The sequence below is a fragment of the Kribbella sp. NBC_00359 genome, assembly GCF_036097425.1.
Classification (GTDB): domain Bacteria; phylum Actinomycetota; class Actinomycetes; order Propionibacteriales; family Kribbellaceae; genus Kribbella.
The window spans coordinates 8,202,003-8,219,140 of sequence record NZ_CP107975.1; the positions used below are offsets into that span (position 1 = coordinate 8,202,003).

Annotated in this window: 13 protein-coding genes; 9 read left to right on the forward strand and 4 right to left on the reverse strand. The window is 68.8% G+C overall.

Going from position 1 to position 17,138, the window contains the following annotated elements; translation table 11 throughout:
* The first annotated feature begins 35 nt into the window (after window positions 1-35).
* The 5 genes from OG876_RS39785 to pulA all read left to right on the forward strand — a co-directional run bounded on the left by OG876_RS39785 (window position 36) and on the right by pulA (window position 8,419).
* On the forward strand, window positions 36-1,151 hold the full coding sequence (locus OG876_RS39785) for a cysteine desulfurase family protein (protein WP_328521899.1): 1,116 nt from the start codon (window positions 36-38) through the stop codon (window positions 1,149-1,151).
* Window positions 1,148-1,360, forward strand: coding sequence for a sulfurtransferase TusA family protein (locus OG876_RS39790; protein ID WP_328521900.1), 213 nt, complete (start codon window positions 1,148-1,150; stop codon window positions 1,358-1,360). The genes OG876_RS39785 and OG876_RS39790 overlap by 4 nt, the downstream gene beginning before the upstream one ends.
* A gap of 12 nt (window positions 1,361-1,372) precedes the next feature.
* A complete protein-coding gene (locus tag OG876_RS39795) occupies window positions 1,373-1,927 on the forward strand; it encodes a GNAT family N-acetyltransferase (RefSeq protein WP_328521901.1) in 555 nt (184 codons plus the stop codon).
* The gene (locus tag OG876_RS39800) at window positions 1,924-2,640 is read left to right on the forward strand and encodes an SIR2 family NAD-dependent protein deacylase (protein WP_328521902.1); all 717 of its coding nucleotides are present in this window, start codon (window positions 1,924-1,926) and stop codon (window positions 2,638-2,640) included. Before OG876_RS39795 ends, OG876_RS39800 begins: the two co-directional genes overlap by 4 nt.
* Before the next feature lie 79 nt (window positions 2,641-2,719).
* Window positions 2,720-8,419 carry a pullulanase-type alpha-1,6-glucosidase gene (pulA, locus tag OG876_RS39805; protein WP_328521903.1) on the forward strand — a complete coding sequence of 1,900 codons (5,700 nt, stop codon included), beginning with the start codon at window positions 2,720-2,722 and terminating at the stop codon, window positions 8,417-8,419.
* Between the two features lie 39 nt (window positions 8,420-8,458).
* Here pulA and OG876_RS39810 read toward each other — a convergent pair whose 3' ends face one another.
* The gene (locus OG876_RS39810) at window positions 8,459-8,830 is read right to left on the reverse strand and encodes a DoxX family protein (protein ID WP_328521904.1); all 372 of its coding nucleotides are present in this window, start codon (window positions 8,828-8,830) and stop codon (window positions 8,459-8,461) included.
* 78 nt (window positions 8,831-8,908) lie between these two features.
* On the opposite strand from OG876_RS39810, the gene sigJ reads away from it, so the two are divergent.
* The gene (gene sigJ / locus OG876_RS39815; protein ID WP_328521905.1) at window positions 8,909-9,793 is read left to right on the forward strand and encodes an RNA polymerase sigma factor SigJ; all 885 of its coding nucleotides are present in this window, start codon (window positions 8,909-8,911) and stop codon (window positions 9,791-9,793) included.
* Here sigJ and OG876_RS39820 read toward each other — a convergent pair.
* On the reverse strand, window positions 9,729-10,616 hold the full coding sequence (locus tag OG876_RS39820) for a diacylglycerol/lipid kinase family protein (protein ID WP_328521906.1): 888 nt from the start codon (window positions 10,614-10,616) through the stop codon (window positions 9,729-9,731). The genes sigJ and OG876_RS39820 overlap by 65 nt on opposite strands.
* 61 nt (window positions 10,617-10,677) lie before the next feature.
* Between OG876_RS39820 and OG876_RS39825 the strand changes: the two genes are divergently transcribed.
* Together OG876_RS39825 and OG876_RS39830 are read left to right on the forward strand one after the other, a co-directional pair.
* The gene (locus OG876_RS39825) at window positions 10,678-12,084 is read left to right on the forward strand and encodes a serine hydrolase domain-containing protein (RefSeq protein WP_328521907.1); all 1,407 of its coding nucleotides are present in this window, start codon (window positions 10,678-10,680) and stop codon (window positions 12,082-12,084) included.
* Window positions 12,085-12,157: 73 nt separating this feature from the next.
* Entirely contained in the window at window positions 12,158-13,096 is a 939-nt protein-coding gene (locus tag OG876_RS39830; protein WP_328521908.1) for an NAD-dependent epimerase/dehydratase family protein, read from the forward strand.
* Between the two features lie 25 nt (window positions 13,097-13,121).
* On the opposite strand, the gene OG876_RS39835 is transcribed toward OG876_RS39830, so the two are convergent.
* Both OG876_RS39835 and OG876_RS39840 read right to left on the reverse strand, forming a co-directional pair.
* Complete coding sequence (locus OG876_RS39835; RefSeq protein ID WP_328521909.1) at window positions 13,122-14,531, reverse strand: amidase; 1,410 nt, start codon at window positions 14,529-14,531, stop codon at window positions 13,122-13,124.
* On the reverse strand, window positions 14,528-15,508 hold the full coding sequence (locus OG876_RS39840) for a D-2-hydroxyacid dehydrogenase (RefSeq protein ID WP_328527013.1): 981 nt from the start codon (window positions 15,506-15,508) through the stop codon (window positions 14,528-14,530). Before OG876_RS39840 ends, OG876_RS39835 begins: the two co-directional genes overlap by 4 nt.
* 281 nt (window positions 15,509-15,789) lie before the next feature.
* Here OG876_RS39840 and OG876_RS39845 point away from each other — a divergent pair, with 281 nt between their 5' ends.
* Window positions 15,790-16,977, forward strand: a complete 1,188-nt coding sequence (locus OG876_RS39845; RefSeq protein WP_328521910.1) for an aminotransferase-like domain-containing protein — start codon at window positions 15,790-15,792, stop codon at window positions 16,975-16,977.
* The last annotated feature ends 161 nt before the right edge of the window (window positions 16,978-17,138 follow it).

Here is a 17,138-nt window from a genome sequence, read left to right on the forward strand (position 1 = left end):
GATCTTGCGCACAGGTAGGGCTTAGCGTTTCCCGTGTGAGCGAGCGTGCGTATTTGGACGCAGCATCGGCCGAGTCGTTGCATCCGGCCGCGCGGGAAATGTTGCTGTCGGCAGTCGATTCCGGGTGGGCGGATCCGGTCCGGTTGCACCACGAGGGACGGACCGCGCGGCTGCTGCTGGACAACGCCCGCGCGGTGCTCGCGGACGCGGTCGGAGTGCGGCCGGACGAGCTGTATCTGACCACCTCGGGTACGGCGGCCATCCACGCCGGACTGACCGCGATCACGGCCGCCCGGAAGCGGGCCGGGTCCACCGTTGTCCACAGTGCTGTCGAGCATTCCGCCGTACTGCACACCGCGGGTGCCGACGGGGTCGAGGTGGGTGTGGATTCGGTCGGCAGGGTAGACCTGGATGCGTTCGCGGCGGCGGTGCGGCAGACCGGAGTGGCGGTGGCGGCGCTGCAGTCGGCAAATCACGAGGTCGGCACGCGGCAGCCGATCGAGGCCGCGGCCGAGGCGTGTGGCGACGTACCGCTGTTCGTCGACGCGGCCGCGTCCATCGGGCACGACGCCGTACCCGCGGGGTGGTCGGCGTTGACGGCGAGCGCGCACAAGTGGGGCGGACCGGCGGGCGTCGGCCTGCTGGCGGTGCGTAAGGGCACGCGGATCGCGCCGGCGTGGCCGATGGACGAGCGGGAGGACGGCCTCTCCCCCGGGTTCCCGGACGTGCCCAGCGCGTTGGCAGCCGCTGCCGCGCTGCAGGCCCGGCTCAGCGAGGCCGAGGAGCTGAACAAGCAGCACCGGGCCTGGATCGACGAAGTACGACGGCGAGTGGCCGCGGACATCCCCGATGTCGAGGTGGTCGGCGATCCCGACGACCGCCTGCCGCACATCCTCACGTTCTCCTGCCTCTACGTGGACGGCGAGGCACTCGTGACTGCACTGGACGCGGAAGGATTCGCCGTATCCAGTGGTTCGGCCTGTACGTCGAGCACGCTCAAGCCCTCGCATGTCCTGGCCGCCATGGGCGTCCTGACTCACGGCAACGTCCGCATTTCCCTGACGCGCGACACGACCTATGCGGAGATCGACCGGTTCTGTGCGGTGGTGCCCGGCGTGGTCCGGCGGATCCGGGCGGAGGCGGGGATGTGAACGTCGACCTCGACTGCAGCGGCCTGCTCTGCCCACTCCCGGTGATCAAACTGGCCAAGACGCTACCGACCGTTGCCGTCGGCGACACCGTCACGGTCCTCGCGGATGATCCGGCCGCGGCCACCGACATCCCGGCCTGGTGCCGGATGCGCTCCCAGGAACTGGTGTCGGCCGCAGAAAACACGTATGTCGTTCGACGCGTCAGCTGAGAGACTCCGCCGGTGACCGACTTCGCACACAAGCCGACATTGACCGGCGACCTCGTGATCCTCCGGCCGGTGGACGAGGGCGACTACGACGCGCTCGCCGCCGCGATGGCCGATCCGGACGTGACCCGGCTCACCGGGAGTCACGGCGAGATCGGCGAGGAGAAGGCCCGGCAGTGGTACCGCACCAGGAAGGACCAGACCGACCGGCTCGACCTCGCGATCGTCGACAAGGCCACCGGCGACACCGTCGGCGAGGCGGTGCTGAACAAGTGGGACCCGGACAACCGGTGCTGCACCTTCCGGATCCTGATCGGCCCGGCCGGCCAGGGCCGCGGACTCGGCACCGAGGCCACCCGGCTGATCGTCGGCTACGGGATCGAGGAGCTCGGGCTGCACCGGATCAGCCTCGGCGTCTACGCGTTCAATCCGCGGGCCCAGCGCGCGTACGAGAAGGCCGGCTTCGTGGCCGAGGGACGTCTCCGCGACGCGCTGCTGTGGGACGGCGAGTGGTTCGACGAGATCGTGATGTCGGTGCTGGCCACCGACTGGATACCGTCTGAGGTGTGATCGACGCCGAACGCATCGCCGTACTGACCGGAGCCGGGATCTCGACCGCGTCGGGGATCCCCGACTTCCGCGGGCCGCAGGGGTTGTGGACGAAGAACCCGGCGGCGCAGGCGATGTTCGACATCGACGAGTACGTCGCCAGTCGCGAGGTCCGCGTAGAGGCGTGGAAGCAGCGCCTGGCCGCCCCGGCCTGGACCGCCGAGCCGAACCCGGGTCACCTGGCGCTCGTCGAGCTGGAACGCCAGGGGCGGCTGACCGGACTCATCACCCAGAACGTCGACGGCCTGCACCAGAAGGCCGGCTCGTCGCCTGAGCTGGTCCACGAGTTGCACGGCACGGTCTGGTTCGTCGACTGCCTCGGCTGCGGGCGCCGGATCCCGATGGCCGACGTACTCCCCCGGCTCGAGGCCGGCGACGAGGACCCGGCCTGCGAGGTCTGCGGCGGGATCCTGAAGTCGGCGACCGTCTCCTTCGGCCAGTCCCTCGACCCGGCCGTCCTCGACCGGGCCGTCGCCGCCACCGAGGCCGCCGACCTCTTCCTCGCCGTCGGCACCTCGCTGCAGGTCTACCCGGCCGCCGGTCTCTGCGACCTCGCACTGACCGCCGGCAAGCCGCTGATCATCCTCAACGCCCAGCCCACCCCGTACGACGACGAGGCCACGACCGTGGTCCGCACACCGATCGAGACCACGCTGCCCGGCCTCGTCACCTGACCGCGACCTCCGAGGCCTTCCCACGATGGAAGGCGCGGGTTAGCGTCCGCCCAGGGTCACCGGCTGGGAGGGAACCGTGATGCGTGGTTTCAGGCGTTGGACGGCAGGCTTCACCGCGGCGGCGGTGATCGTTCTCGGGCTGGGTACGGCGACTTCCGCGCCGGCCCAACCAGCGGCGGAGCGGGTGATCACGCTGGCTGGATCGCTGCAGAGCGAGCTGGGCTGCGCGGCCGACTGGGACCCGGGATGTGATGCGACCAGTCTCGGGACAAGTGCCCCGTACGCGAAGGTGTTCGACGTCCCGGCCGGCTCGTACGAGTACAAGGTCGCCGTCAACCGGGGCTGGGACGAGAACTACGGCGCCGGCGGAGTCCTGAACGGCCCGAACATCCCGCTGCGCATCGAGGGACCGGCCAAGCTCGCGTTCAGCTACGACGACACCAGTCACGTCGTCACGGTGAAGCCGGTCGACCTCGCCGGGCCGACCGTGACCGCAGCCGACAAGACGCTGGCGTCGCCGAGTCTGCGCAAGGACCTCACGAAGGAGCGGTTCTACTTCCTGATGGCGGACCGGTTCGCCAACGGCGACAAGGCGAACGACGCCGGCGGCCTGACCGGCGACCGGTTGCAAACCGGACTGGACCCGGCCGACAAGGGCTTCTACCACGGTGGCGACCTGTCCGGCGTGATCCAGAAGCTCGACTACATCAAGTCCCTGGGTACGACGTCCATCTGGCTGACCCCGTCGTTCAAGAACCGGCCGGTGCAGGGTGCGGGCGCGAACGTGAGCGCCGGGTACCACGGCTACTGGATCACCGACTTCACCCAGATCGATCCGCACCTCGGCACCAACGCGGACATGAAGCAGTTGATCAGCCTCGCGCACCGCAAGGGGATGAAGGTCTTCTTCGACATCATCACCAACCACACCGCGGACGTGATCGACTACCAGTCCCATCAGTACGGGTACATCCCGAAGTCGACGTCGCCGTACAAGGATGCTGCCGGCAACGTCTTTGACGACAAGACCTATGCAGGCGGTGACACCTTCCCGCCGCTGGACAAGAACACCTCGTTCCCGAACGTGCCGGTGTTCCGGACGCCGGCGGACGAGACCGTCAAGGTGCCGGCCTGGCTGAACGACCCGACGCTCTACCACAACCGCGGCGACTCGACCTTCGCCGGCGAGTCCGCGGAGTACGGCGACTTCGTCGGCCTGGACGACCTGTTCACCGAGCAGCCCAGGGTCCGCGACGGGATGATCGACGTCTACAAGACCTGGGCCGAGTTCGGCATCGACGGGTTCCGGATCGACACCGTCAAGCACGTGAACATCGAGTTCTGGCAGAAGTTCTCCCCGGCGATCCTGGCCGCGGCCAAGAGCGCGGGGTCGAAGGACTTCTTCATGTTCGGCGAGGTGTTCGACGCGAATCCGCAGTTCATGTCGACGTACACGACGAAGGGCGCGTTGCAGGCCACCCTCGACTTCGGCTTCCAGCAGAGCGCGGTCGCCTACGCGAAGGGTGATCCCGGCACCAAGCTGCAGGACTTCTACGCGGGCGACGACTACTACACCGACGCCGACTCGAACGCGTACCAACTGCCGACCTTCCTCGGCAACCACGACATGGGCCGCGTCGGCATGTTCCTCAAACAGGGCGGCGCGTCGGGTCAGGAACTGCTGGCCCGGGACAAGCTGGCGCACTCGCTGATGTTCCTGACCCGGGGGCAGCCGGTCATCTACTACGGCGACGAGCAGGGGTTCACCGGTCCGGGCGGTGACAAGGACGCGCGGCAGGACATGTTCGCGACCAAGACCGCGGACTACGCCGACGACGAGGTCGTCGACGGATCCGGTACGACGACGATCGGCAACAAGGACCGGTACGACGTCAACGCGCCGATGTACAAGCACATCGCGGCCTTGGAGCAGTTGCGGGCCAAGTATCCGGCGCTGGCCGACGGCCGCCAGGTGCACCGCTACTCCTCGAACACCAACGGCCTGTATGCCTTCAGCCGGCTCGGCACCGACAACGTCGAGTACCTGGTGGTCGCGAACAACTCGAAGACGGCCGCGTCCGCGACGATCCCGACGTACGGCCCGAACACCTGGCTCAAGCCGGTCTATGGCGGCTCCGACGCGGTCAAGACCGACCGCGAGGGCAGAGTGCTGCTCAGCCAGGCGCCGCTGTCCGTGACCGTCTACCAGGCGGCCAACAAGGTCCCGTCGCGCTCCAAGGCCCCGGCTGTCTACATGAGCTCGCCGGAGCTCGGCGCCACAGTCGGTGGGCGTGCCGAGATCGGTGCGGCCGTGCCGGAGAACACTCCGGCGACCGTGACGTTCGGCTACCGGCCCGTGGGTACGACGGCCTGGCAGCGACTCGGCTCCGACGACAACGCGCCGTACCGGGTGTTCCAGGACGTGTCCGGGCTGCCCAAGGGGACGCTGCTCGAGTACCGGGCCGTGCTGCGGGATGTGTCGGGCAACTACTCGGTCTCCGGTTCGTACGGCGTGGTCGGCGATGCTCCGACGCCAGGTGGTGGCGGTGGTGGGACCGGTCCCGTCGTACAGCCCGCCAACGTGAGCGTGCCGGGTGATCACAACAGTGAGATGGGCTGCGCCGGTGACTGGGATCCGGCCTGCAGCCAGGCGCAGCTGACGCTGGACCCGAAGGACAAGGTGTGGAAGGGGACGTACACCCTCCCGCCCGGTGAGCACGCCTACAAGGCCGCGATCAACAAGACCTGGGACGTGAACTACGGCGCCGGCGGCGTCCTGAACGGCGCGAACATCTCCTACACGGCTCCAACCGGTCCGGTCACCTTCTACTACGAACACGGGCGGCACTACGTCACGTCGAGTGCCGAGGGACCGATCATCACCGTGCCCGGCTCGTTCCAGTCCGAGCTCGGCTGTCCGGGCGACTGGGACCCGTCGTGCATGCGGCCCTGGCTGACCGACGAGAACGGCGACGGGACCTACACGTGGTCGACCAGTGAGTTGGGAGCGGGGAGTTATGAGGCGAAGGTCGCGCACAACCTGTCCTTCGACGAGAACTACGGCGCCGGCGGAGTCAAGAACGGCGCCAACATCCCGTTCACCGTTCCGGGCGACGGTCTGGTCGTCACCTTCTCCTACGTCATCGCGACCCACGTGCTGACCGTGACGACGTCCCGGCCGGGTGCCCAGCCGGACCTCAGCCAGGCCAAGGCCTACTGGCTGACCCGCGACCTGCTCGCCGTACCGCCGGTCGCCCACCCGGAGCGGTCGCGCTGGCGGCTGCACTGGTCGGCGGACGGCTCGCTGAAGGTCGACGCGAACGACATCGGTGGCTCGTCGTCCGGACTGCGTTACGACCCGGCGGGGATCCCTGCGTCCGTGCTGGCGAAGTTCCCGGCGTTGAAGGGCTACACCGCGCTGAGACTCGACCACGCCGACGCTCGGAAGATCCTCACCGGACAACTCGGGCTCGCGCAGTACGACGACGTGGGACGGTTGCTGGATGCGACCGGCGTCCAGATCCCAGGTGTGCTCGACGATGTCTACGGCAGTGCCGCGGGGCGCACGTACGGCGTGAACTGGCACGGTGGTGCGCCGACGTTCACACTGTGGGCGCCGACCGCGCAAGCGGTGACGCTGCTGGTCGGGTCCAGCCGGGTGCCGCTGCGACTCAACAACGATGGGTCCTGGTCAGTCGACGGACCACGGTCGTGGAAGAACGCGTCGTACCGCTATGAGGTGAAGGTCTACGCGCCTTCGACGGGCAAGGTGGAGACGAACATCGTCACCGATCCGTACTCGGTCGCGCTCACGACGGACTCGGCGTACTCGGTCGCCGTCGACCTGAACGATCCGGCCGGGAAGCCGGCACTCTGGTCGGGTACGCCGGCGCCGAAGCTGGCGCGGGGTGTCGACTCGACCATCTACGAGCTGCACGTCCGCGACTTCTCGATCAACGACAGCAGCGTGCCGGCCGCCCACCGCGGGACCTACCTGGCCTTCGCGGACCAGGGCAACGGGACGAAGCATCTGCAGGCACTCGCGGCGGCCGGTCTCAACACCGTGCACCTCTTGCCGACGTTCGACATCGCGTCGATCCCGGAGACCGGGCAGCAGACGCCGGCCTGTGATCTGAAGTCGTTCCCGGCGGACTCCGATCAGCAGCAGGCCTGCGTGACGGCGGTCGCGGCGAAGGACGGCTTCAACTGGGGCTATGACCCGTACCACTGGCTCGCGCCGGAGGGTTCGTACGCGACCCAGAAGGACGGGCTCTCGCGGGTCGCCGAGTTCCGCACGATGGTCGGCGGACTGCACAAGTCCGGGCTGCGCGTCGTACTGGATCAGGTCTACAACCACACCCCGGCGGCCGGTCAGGCGCCGACGTCCGTCCTGGACAAGGTCGTGCCCGGGTACTACCAGCGGCTGAACGCGACCGGCAAGGTGGAGACGTCGACCTGCTGCAGCAACATCGCCACCGAGCACGCGATGGCCGAGAAGATCATGGTCGACAGCACCGTCAGCTGGGCGCGCAACTACCGGGTCGACGGCTTCCGCTACGACCTGATGGGCCACCACAGCAAGGCGAACATGCTGAAGATCCGCGCCGCCTTGGACAAGCTGACCCTGGCCAAGGACGGGGTGGACGGCAAGAGCGTCTACCTGTACGGCGAGGGCTGGAACTTCGGCGAGGTCGCGAACGACGCGCTGTTCGTCCAAGCGCGGCAGGGCAACCTCGGCGGCACCGGGATCGGCACGTTCTCCGACCGGCTCCGCGACGGGGTCCGCGGCGGCGGTCCGTTCGACGACAATCCGCGGATCCAGGGCTTCGGCTCCGGTGAGGCGAGCGACCCGAACGGCGACCCGATCAACGGCACGCCCTCCGAACGCGCTCAGAGACTCGCCCACGACACCGATCTGATCCAGCTCGGTCTGGCCGGCAACCTGCGCTCGTTCACCTTCCGCTCCGCCTCGACCGGCGACGTCGTCCGCGGTGACGCGGTCGACTACAACGGCGCACCGGCCGGGTACGCCGACCAGCCGGACGAGGTGATCAGTTATGTCGATGCCCATGACAACGAGACGTTGTGGGACACGCTGACCTACAAGTTGCCGACAGCAATGACGATGCCGGACCGGATCCGGATGAACACAGTGTCACTGGCAACGACCGCGCTGGCCCAGACGCCGTCGTTCTGGCACGCGGGCGCCGACATGCTGCGGAGCAAGTCGCTCGACCGCAACTCCTACGACTCGGGTGACTGGTTCAACACCCTCGACTGGACCGGCGCCGACAACGGCTTCGGCCACGGTCTGCCGCCCAAGGCCGACAACGAGGCCAAGTGGTCCTACATGAAGCCGCTGCTCGCCAACCCGGCGCTGAAGCCGACGGCGGCCGACGTGGCGACGGCCTCCGCCGCAGCCGCCGACCTGCTGAATCTGCGCTTCTCGAGCCCGCTGTTCCGGCTCGGCTCCGCGGAGCTGATCAACCAGAAGCTCACCTTCCCGGTCAGCGGCACGACGCCCGGTGTCATCACGATGCGCATCGACGACACCGTAGGCCCGAACGTCGACCCGGCCCTGAAGGGCGTCCTGGTCGTCTTCAACTCGACGGGAGCGGCGGTTACACAGCAGGTCCCAGGCCTGGCCGGCGCCAACCTGGTTCTGTCCCCCGTCCAGGCGAACGGCTCCGACGCTGTCGTCAAGCAGACCACCTGGACCGCCGGAACGGGCACAGCCACAGTCCCACCGCGGACCGTCGCCGTACTCGTTCAGCACTAGCCGGGCGAGGAGTACAGGCCCTCACCTGACCAGGCTGTGTCAGGTGAGGGCTGCGAAGCGACTGGCGGCGACGAAAGCGGCAAGAGCCAGCAGGGCCGTGTTGGCGGCGACCGGCTTGGGTTCGCGGAGCGAGGCGTGGGAGGTGGCGGCGCCGATCATGACGATGGACAGGCCCACGGCTGCGAGGGGTGTGAGGACTCGGGCGTGGTCGGTCAGCCAAGGGGCGAAGAGTCCGACGACGGCCAGGAGTTCGCAGATGGCGACGACGCGGACCAGCGGCATCGGGAAGGGCGCGATGCCGGTCTGGCCGGTGGCGAGCAGGCGGGCCCTAGACATGGTGGCCTTGACGGCACCGGAGTACGCGAAGATCGCGGCCAGGATGCCGGAGAAGACCCAGGTGACTGTGTTCATGCCGATTGCAGACGATCGGCGATCCGATCCTGTGACAGTGTCACTGGGAGACGTCTTCGATCGTCTGTGAAAGGTGTGATGGAGGAACTCAGGCCACTGCTGCTGTCGATCGCGTACCGGATGCTGGGGAGCTTCGGTGACGCGGAGGACGTCGTCCAAGAGGCTTATCTCCGGCTGCATCGGGAAGCTGCGGTGGACTCGCCGAAGGCGTTCCTGACCACGGTGACGACGCGGTTGGCGATCGATCAGTTGCGGTCCGCGCGCCGGCAGCGCGAGACCTACCTCGGCCCGTGGCTGCCCGAGCCTGCCGTCGACGAGTACGTCGACCTCGCCGACCGGGCCGCGTTGTCGGACTCGCTGTCCACCGCGTTCCTCGTCGTACTCGAGCGCCTCTCCCCCGACCAGCGCGCGGTCTTCCTGCTCTGCGACGTCTTCGGCTACTCGTACGACGAGGTCGCCGGGATCATCGCGAAGACGCCGGCCGCCTGCCGCCAGCTCGCCGTCCGCGCCCGGCGCCGGATTGCCGACAATCGACCGCGCTACGACGCATCACCCCAAGAGCGCGACGAACTGGTCCGGCGCTTCGTCGCGGCCGCCGAGGACGGTGAGCTCGACGCCCTCGTCGACCTGCTCGCACCCGACGCCACCTTCACCGGGGACGGCGGCGGCAAGGGCGGCTTCCCGCGACCGGTGCACGACGCCGGCAATGTCGCCCGGATGCTGATCGGCGCCTTCGGCAAGTTCGGCGGACACCGGCTCGCCTTCGAACCCGTGCATGTCGGCGGTCAGCCCGCCCTCCGGATCCACGACCCGGCCGACCGCACCGTCGCGATCTGGTCGTTCGTCGTCACCGAGGGCCTGATCACGACCATCCACGGCGTCGTCAATCCGGACAAGCTCACCCACCTGCAGGCTTCGGAGGCACCCGCACGACCAGGACCGACGGATCGACCGAGGCGCTGAGCGAGCGGCCGTCCGCGATCGTGTCGCCGTCCAGCTCGCGGCGTACCGTCTTCGCGGCCGTCACCTGGATCTTTCGCCCGGTGAACCGCTGGACATGCTGCTCGCGCATCGACTTGACCACCAGACTCAACGCCAGCCGCGGCCATTGGGCGACGCTCCGGGGCGCGAGCACTACGGCGTCGATGATCCCGTCGTCCGGGACCGCGTCGGGCAGCAGCGGGATGTTCGCCTGCAGGGTGCCGACGTTGCCGATCACCACGGTCCGCGCCCGGCGGCGTACCGGCGGCTGGTCGTCGACGGTGATCTCGACCCGGACCGACGGGTGGTTCAGGTTCTTGATCGTGGACACGACGTACGCCGCCCAGCCGACCCGCTTCTTCAGGTCGTCCGGTGCGTCCGCGATGATCGCCGCGTCCAGTCCCATGCCCGCCATCACGACGAACCGGTCGGAGGTCAGTTCGTCGCCCTCGATCAGCACACTGTCGATCCGCCGCTCGGTGCCGTCGAACACCTCGGCCAGCGCGTCGTCCATGTCCAGGGAGATCCCGAGGTTGCGGGCCAGCAGGTTCCCGGTCCCGGCCGGCAGGACGGCGACGGGGATGTCGGTCCCGGCGAGCTCGGCGCAGACGACCCGCACGGTGCCGTCCCCGCCGGCGACCACGACCAGGTCGACGGCGTCCTTGACCGCCCGCTGGGCCATCGCCACGCCCGGGTCGTCCTCGGTCGTCTCCAGCCACAGCTCGATGTCGACGCCGCGCTCGGTCACCGCGGTCTCGACCTTACGGCGAAAGTCCTCGGGGACCTTGATCGGGTTGACAATCACAGCTGCTCGTCTGGCGGTACTCACCTGATATTTGTCCGTTCGGGAAGATAGCGTGCCTGAGGTGAGCAGACTTCCACGGAGTACACCAGAAGCCCAGGGGTTGTCCGCCTCAGCGCTCGACGCTTTCGTCGCGGCGCTCGACGCGTCCACGCCGGAGATCCAGACCGTCATGCTGCTGCGGCACGGTCACGTCGTCCTCGAGGAGGCCTGGTCACCGTATCGGCTGACCGACCCGCACCTGCTGTTCTCTGTCTCGAAGAGCTTCACCTCGACCGGCGTCGGCCTGGCGATCGACGCCGGCCTACTGTCGCTGGACGACCAGGTGATCTCGTTCTTCGACGCCGACGAGCTCCCCGAGACGATCAGCGACAATCTGGCCGCGATGAAGATCCGGCACCTGCTGACCATGACCACCGGGCACAGCCAGGACACCGTCGAGGCGCTCTCCCGGGACCGCCGGATGATCAAGGTCTTCCTCGGGCTCGACGTCGACCACGAGCCGGGCACGGTGTTCGTGTACAACAGCGGCGCGACGTACATGCTGTCGGCGATCCTGCAGCGACTGACCGGTGAGCGGCTGCTCGACTACCTTCGCCCCCGGCTGTTCGAGCCGCTCGGTGCGACCGAGGCGTCCTGGCAGGTGTCGACGGAGGGCGTCACCGTCGGCGGCTGGGGTCTGAGCATCAACACCGAGTCGCTGGCCTGCTTCGGTCAGCTCGTGCTCCAGCGCGGCGTGTGGGAGGGCAAGCAACTCGTCCCCGCCGAGTGGTACGAGGCGGCCACCTCCAAGCAGGTGCCCAACGACAACGAGGAGAACCCGGACTGGAAGCAGGGGTACGGCTTCCAGTTCTGGCGCGGCCGCCACGACACCTACCGCGGCGACGGCGCGTTCGGCCAGTTCTGCGTGGTCTTCCCGGCGTACGACGCTGTCCTGATCGTCACGAGCGCGACGGAGGACATGCAGGCGATCCTGAACACCGTCTGGGATCACCTGCTCCCGGCGCTCGAAGGCAAGGAGGTCACCCCGGTCGCCCGCCCCGAGCGGCTGGAGCTCGCGCCGCCGACCGGTGCCGCACCGACGGGCGGCAACGGGCAGACCTACCGGTTCGCCGACGACAACGCCACCGGACTGGCCGCGGTCCGGCTGGATCCGGACGGGACCGGCACGTTCACCTTCGCCGGGCTCGAGCCCGGCGCGACCGAGCCCGTGGACATCATCTGCGAGCCGGGCGACTGGCGGGCGCTCAACTCCGTCGGCGTTCTCAAGGAGGCCGATCCCCAGGTCCGGCAGCGCGTCGTCTCCAGTGCGTACGCGGACGGTGACAAGTTCGTGGCGACGATCCGCTTCCTCGAGACGCCGTTCGTCCTCACCCTCGCCTGCCACCCGCCGACAGACCATCTGACCATCGACGTCACCCAGAACGTGTCCTTCGGACCGACCTCGTTCACGGTCACCTCGGAGGCGTGATCGGCGTCACTGTCACACGCTGAGGCCGGCGCGTGTCCTCCGGGTCGTAACGACAGACGACGGAGGAAATGACATGAAGGTCTTGGTAGCAGGTGCGACCGGCGGACTGGGCCGGTCGCTGGTGCCGCAACTGGTCGCGGCCGGGCACGAGGTGACCGGGATGATCCGGTCGGAGTCCGGCGCGGCCGGGGTGCGGGCGTTCGGGGCGGACGTGGTCTTCGCGGACGGCCTCGACGCTGCCGCGGTGACAGCTGCGGTGGAGTCGGTCCGACCGGAGGTCGTCGTACACCAGATGACGGCCCTCAAGGGTGGGATCGACTTCAAGAAGTTCGACGACAGCTTCGCGCTGACGAACCGGCTCCGCACCGAGGGCACCGACAACCTGCTCGCCGCTTCCCAGGCTGCCGGCGTACGACGGTTCGTCGTCCAGTCGTACGCCGGCTGGAACTTGCAGCACGGTGGCTCCGCGACGAAGACCGAGGCGGATCCGCTCGACGCCGAGCCGGTGCCGGCGCAGCGCAAGACGATGGCGGGGATCAGGCACCTCGAGTCGGTGGTGACGAACGCCGAGGGGATCGAGGGTGTCGCGCTGCGGTACGGGAGCTTCTACGGCCCGACCGGTGACATCGGCAAGGGCGGCTCGATGGTCGAGCTGATCCAGAAGCGCAAGCTGCCGGTGATCGGCGACGGGGCCGGGGTGTGGTCGTTCATCCACTACGACGACGCGGCCGACGCGACGGTGAAGGCGGTCGAGAGCGACGCGACCGGAATCTTCCAGATCGCCGACGACGACCCGGCGCAGGCGGCGGTGTGGCTGCCGGAGTTCGCCCGCATCCTCGGGGCGAAGCCGCCGCGGCACGTCCCCGCCTGGCTGGGCCGGCTCGCGGCCGGCGATGTCGGGGTCGCGGCCTTCACCGAGATCCGCGGCGCGGACAACAGCCTCGCCAAGGCGACCTTCGGCTGGCAGCCCGGCTACGCCTCCTGGCGCGACGGCTTCCGCAACGGTCTCTAAGACGTGGCCGGCCGCCAGACCCGCCCTAGCGCCGGTCGAACGAGAGAGCTTCGCCGCGGGCGCCGGTGGGTGTACGGAGATGCCAGTCGGTGGCGGCTTGGTACGCCTCGCCGACGCGCAGGGTGAGCGCATCCGCGTGCCTCGCCGCAACCACCTGCAGTCCAACGGGAAGCCCCGCCCGCGTGAACCCACACGGCACGCTGAGCGCCGGCTGCTGGGTGAGATTGAACGGATAGGTGTACGGCGTCCAACTCGTCCAATCCGGTGACGTCGAACCGTCCGGCACGTCCTGGCCGACCGGGAACGCCGTGATCGGCAGCGTCGGCGTAACGAGGACGTCGTACGTCTGATGGAACCGCCCCATCAGCTGCCCGAGCTCCATCCGGGTTGTGGTCGCTTCCAGGAAGTCCGAGGCCGAGTACGACGCTCCGAGCGCGGCAACCCGGCGCAGTCCGGGATCAACGCGATCGTCGACCTCGTACGCCGACAGCAACTTCGCGGCGCCCGACCACCACAGCACGTGGAACGCGTCGACCGGGTCCGCGAACCCCGGATCGACTTCGCTCACCTCGGCCCCGGCCGCCTCAAGCACCCCAACCGCCGTGCGGACGAGTGCCTCGACCTCGGGGTCATTGTCGACAATCCCAAGATCGGACGAGAAGGCAATCCGCAGGCCGGCGACACCGTCGTCCAGCCCGCGCAGGAACGACATGGCCGGCGTGGGCATCGCGGACCAGTCGCGGGCGTCGTACCCGGTGATCACGTCGAGCAGCGCGGCCGCGTCCCGGACCGACCGCGTCATCGGCCCGCCGTGCGACAACGTCCCGAACGCGCTCGGCGGATACAACGGGATCAGCCCGTACGTCGGCTTGAGCGCGACCGTCCCGGTGAACGCGGCCGGGATCCGGACCGATCCCCCACCGTCGGTGCCGACCGACCACGCGCCCATGCCGAGCGCGACCGCGGCCGCTGATCCGCCGCTCGAACCGCCGGGGGTCGTCGACGGATCCCACGGGTTGCGTGTCACGCCGTACCTGGAGGAGTCGGTGACACCCTTCCAGGAGTACTCAGGCGTGGTCGTCTTGCCGAGGATGACGGCGCCGGTCTCCCGGAGGCGGGCGACAGCCGGGGCATCCTCGTCCCACGGGCCGGCCTCGTCGATCAGCGTGCTGCCGCGAAGGGTCGGCCATCCCTTTGTCCACAAGGCATCCTTGATCGACGTCGGTACGCCGTCGCCGGGGCCTAGTGGCTGCCCGGAATGCCACCGGGCCTCCGACTCCTTCGCGGTGGCGAGGGCGCCCTCGGCATCCACCAGGACGAATGCGTTGACCTGGTCGTCGTACTGCTCGATCGCGTCCAGCGCCGCTTGCGTCGCCTCCACCGGCGAGATCGTGCCGTTCCGGTATCCGTCGACCAATTCGGTTGCCTGCGTCATCGGGCTCCTGTCGGGATGTAGCCGAGCTTCTTGTCCACGACGTTGAGCAGGGGTTCCCCAGCTAGCCAGCGCCGGACATTGGTGGCGAACTGTGCGGCCAGTGTGTCCCGCCAGCCGAGCACGTCGCCGGACATGTGCGCGGTGATCGTCACGTTCGGCGCGTCCCACAGCGGATGGTCCGGCGGCAACGGTTCGCGGTCGACGACGTCGAGGGTGGCTGCGATTCGCCCGTCCTGCAAGGCGTTCAGGAGCGCGACTTCGTCGACAATCGGACCGCGTGCGACGTTGATGAGGTGCGCGCCCGGGCGCATCGCCGCCAGTACCTCGGTGTCGACCAGTCCTCGCGTGGCATCTGTCAGCGGGGCTGCCAGGACGAGGTGATCGGCCCACCCCACCTGCGCCGAAAGATTGCTACTGGCAACGACCTCGCCGAAGTCCGGGTCGTCCGGGCGTGCGACCCGCCCGGCTCCACGGACCTGCAGACCGGCCGCGCTGAGCAGCCGGGCCGTTTCCCGTCCGATCGCGCCGGTGCCGACGATCAGCGCGGTCGCGCCGAGGATGCTGCGCGTCTCGCGATGCTGCCACTCGTGCCGTCGCTGCAACTCCAGGCTGCGCCGGCTGTCCTTGGCCTGCGCGATCACCGCGCCCAGCACGTACTCCGCGATCGGCCGGTCGAACACGCCATGGGCATTCGTCACCACGACATCCGAGTCCCGAAGCTCGTCGAACAGCAACGTGTCCACCCCGGCCGCCGTCACATGAATCCACTCGACCGAACCCGCCTCAGCCCACACATCCCGAACCGCCGTCGAAAAGAAGTCCCACAGCATCAACCCCCGAGCCCCCCGCACCGCCTCCCCCAACCCACCCACATCACAAAACCGAAACTCAACCCCCAACCCGTCCAACCCCGGCGGCACCAGCAACCCACCCACACCCGGCTCGGCCTCCACCCCCACACCCACCACCGAGCCCACCCCCGAATCCGGGTCAGCGCCCGCACGCACACCCGGTGCCGCGCCCACACCCACCTCGGCGCCAGCACCCACCTCGGCGCCAGCACCCAATTCGGCGCCCGTGCCCGCACCTGGCACCCTGCCCGCACCCGGCTCGGTGCCCGCCGCTGGGGACCGTTTGCAGAGCACCGTGATGATGGGGCGCTCGGCGGGGGGTGGCATGCGTCGAGGCTAGGAACCCGGCCGTAGGATTGTCAACAATCCTGCCCCAGCCGCACGAGCGACCACCAGGAGGTAGTTCCGTGCAAGCTCTTCCGTACGCCGCACGCGTCGCCGGGCTCGTCGGGTCGGTGATCGACTCGAGTACGTCGTTGCTGCACAAGCAGACCCACGACATCGTCCGGTTCGCGATGGGATCACCGGCCGCGGAAGCAGTACCGTCGGCCGTCCTCGCCGCCATCGCCGCCGAACAACTGAGCCGCCCCGACGCGTACGACTACGCGGCCACCGAGGGAGATCCACCGCTGCACGCCGCCCTCCTCGAGATGCTCCGCGGCACCACCGACGAGACCACGGCCGACCGGCTCACCATCACGGCCGGCGGGATGCAGGGCCTCGACCTGTTCTGCAAGCTCTTCGTCGACCCCGGTGACCTGGTCGTCGTCGAATCGCCGACGTACACGAACGGCAGTGCGACCGCACTCTCGTACGGCGCCGAACTGCTGGAGGTTCCGGTCGATGTCGACGGGATGATGGTCGACGATCTACCACGGCTCCTCGACGGAAGACGGCCGAAGGCGATCTACACGATCCCGACGTTCCAGAACCCGTCCGGCGCGACACTCTCCCTCGAGCGGCGGCACAAGCTGCTCGACCTCGCCCGCTCCTGGGGCTCGATGGTGATCGACGACGATCCGTACGGGCTGCTGCGGTTCGCCGGTGATCCGTTGCCGTCACTACGTGAGCTCGGCGCGGGCGATCCGCTCGTGTTCGCCGTACGCACGTTCTCGAAGATCGTCGCGCCGGGACTCCGGGTCGGCTGGGTCGACACCGATCCCGAACTGCAGCCGTTGCTGATCAACGCGAAGCAGGCGATGGACACCTGCACGAACCTGCCGGCCCAGCGGCTGCTCGCCGGGTTCCTGACCGGCGGCCACCTCGAGGAGCACCTGGTCACGCAGCGGCTCGAGTACAAGCGCCGCAAGGACGCGATGCACACGGCGCTGCAGGAGAACTTCGCGGACATCGCCCGCTGGACCGATCCCGAGGGTGGCTTCTTCCTCTGGGTCACGTTGGAGAACGGCGTCGACACGAGCGAGTTGTTCGAGATCGCCCTGGCCGAAGGCGTCGCGTTCATCCCCGGCCCGGCCTTCTCCCCCACCGGCCGCTTCCACGACGCGCTCCGCCTCTGCTTCGCCTCGACGCCACCGGACCGCATCCACGAGGGCATCGCCCGCCTACGCCGCGCCGCCGACAAACTGTTGCCCTAGGCAACCCCGACCCGTGGGCCGGGCAACCGCAGCCCGCAGCACCGGGCGACCGCAGCCCCGCGCGGCCGGGCAACCGCAGCCCCGCGCGGCCGGGCGACCGCAACACGCGGGACCGAGCAATCCCAGCCCGCGGGCGCTGGTAGGGCTCTCTGTTCTCTCAC

Excerpts from the sequence above, each read along its gene's own strand:
- pulA (WP_328521903.1), top strand. The coding sequence starts at position 2,720 with ATGCGTGGTTTCAGGCGTTGGACGGCAGGCTTCACCGCGGCGGCGGTG.
- OG876_RS39810 (WP_328521904.1), bottom strand. The coding sequence starts at position 8,830 with ATGAACACAGTCACCTGGGTCTTCTCCGGCATCCTGGCCGCGATCTTC.
- sigJ (WP_328521905.1), top strand. The coding sequence starts at position 8,909 with ATGGAGGAACTCAGGCCACTGCTGCTGTCGATCGCGTACCGGATGCTG.
- OG876_RS39830 (WP_328521908.1), top strand. The coding sequence starts at position 12,158 with ATGAAGGTCTTGGTAGCAGGTGCGACCGGCGGACTGGGCCGGTCGCTG.
- OG876_RS39835 (WP_328521909.1), bottom strand. The coding sequence starts at position 14,531 with ATGACGCAGGCAACCGAATTGGTCGACGGATACCGGAACGGCACGATC.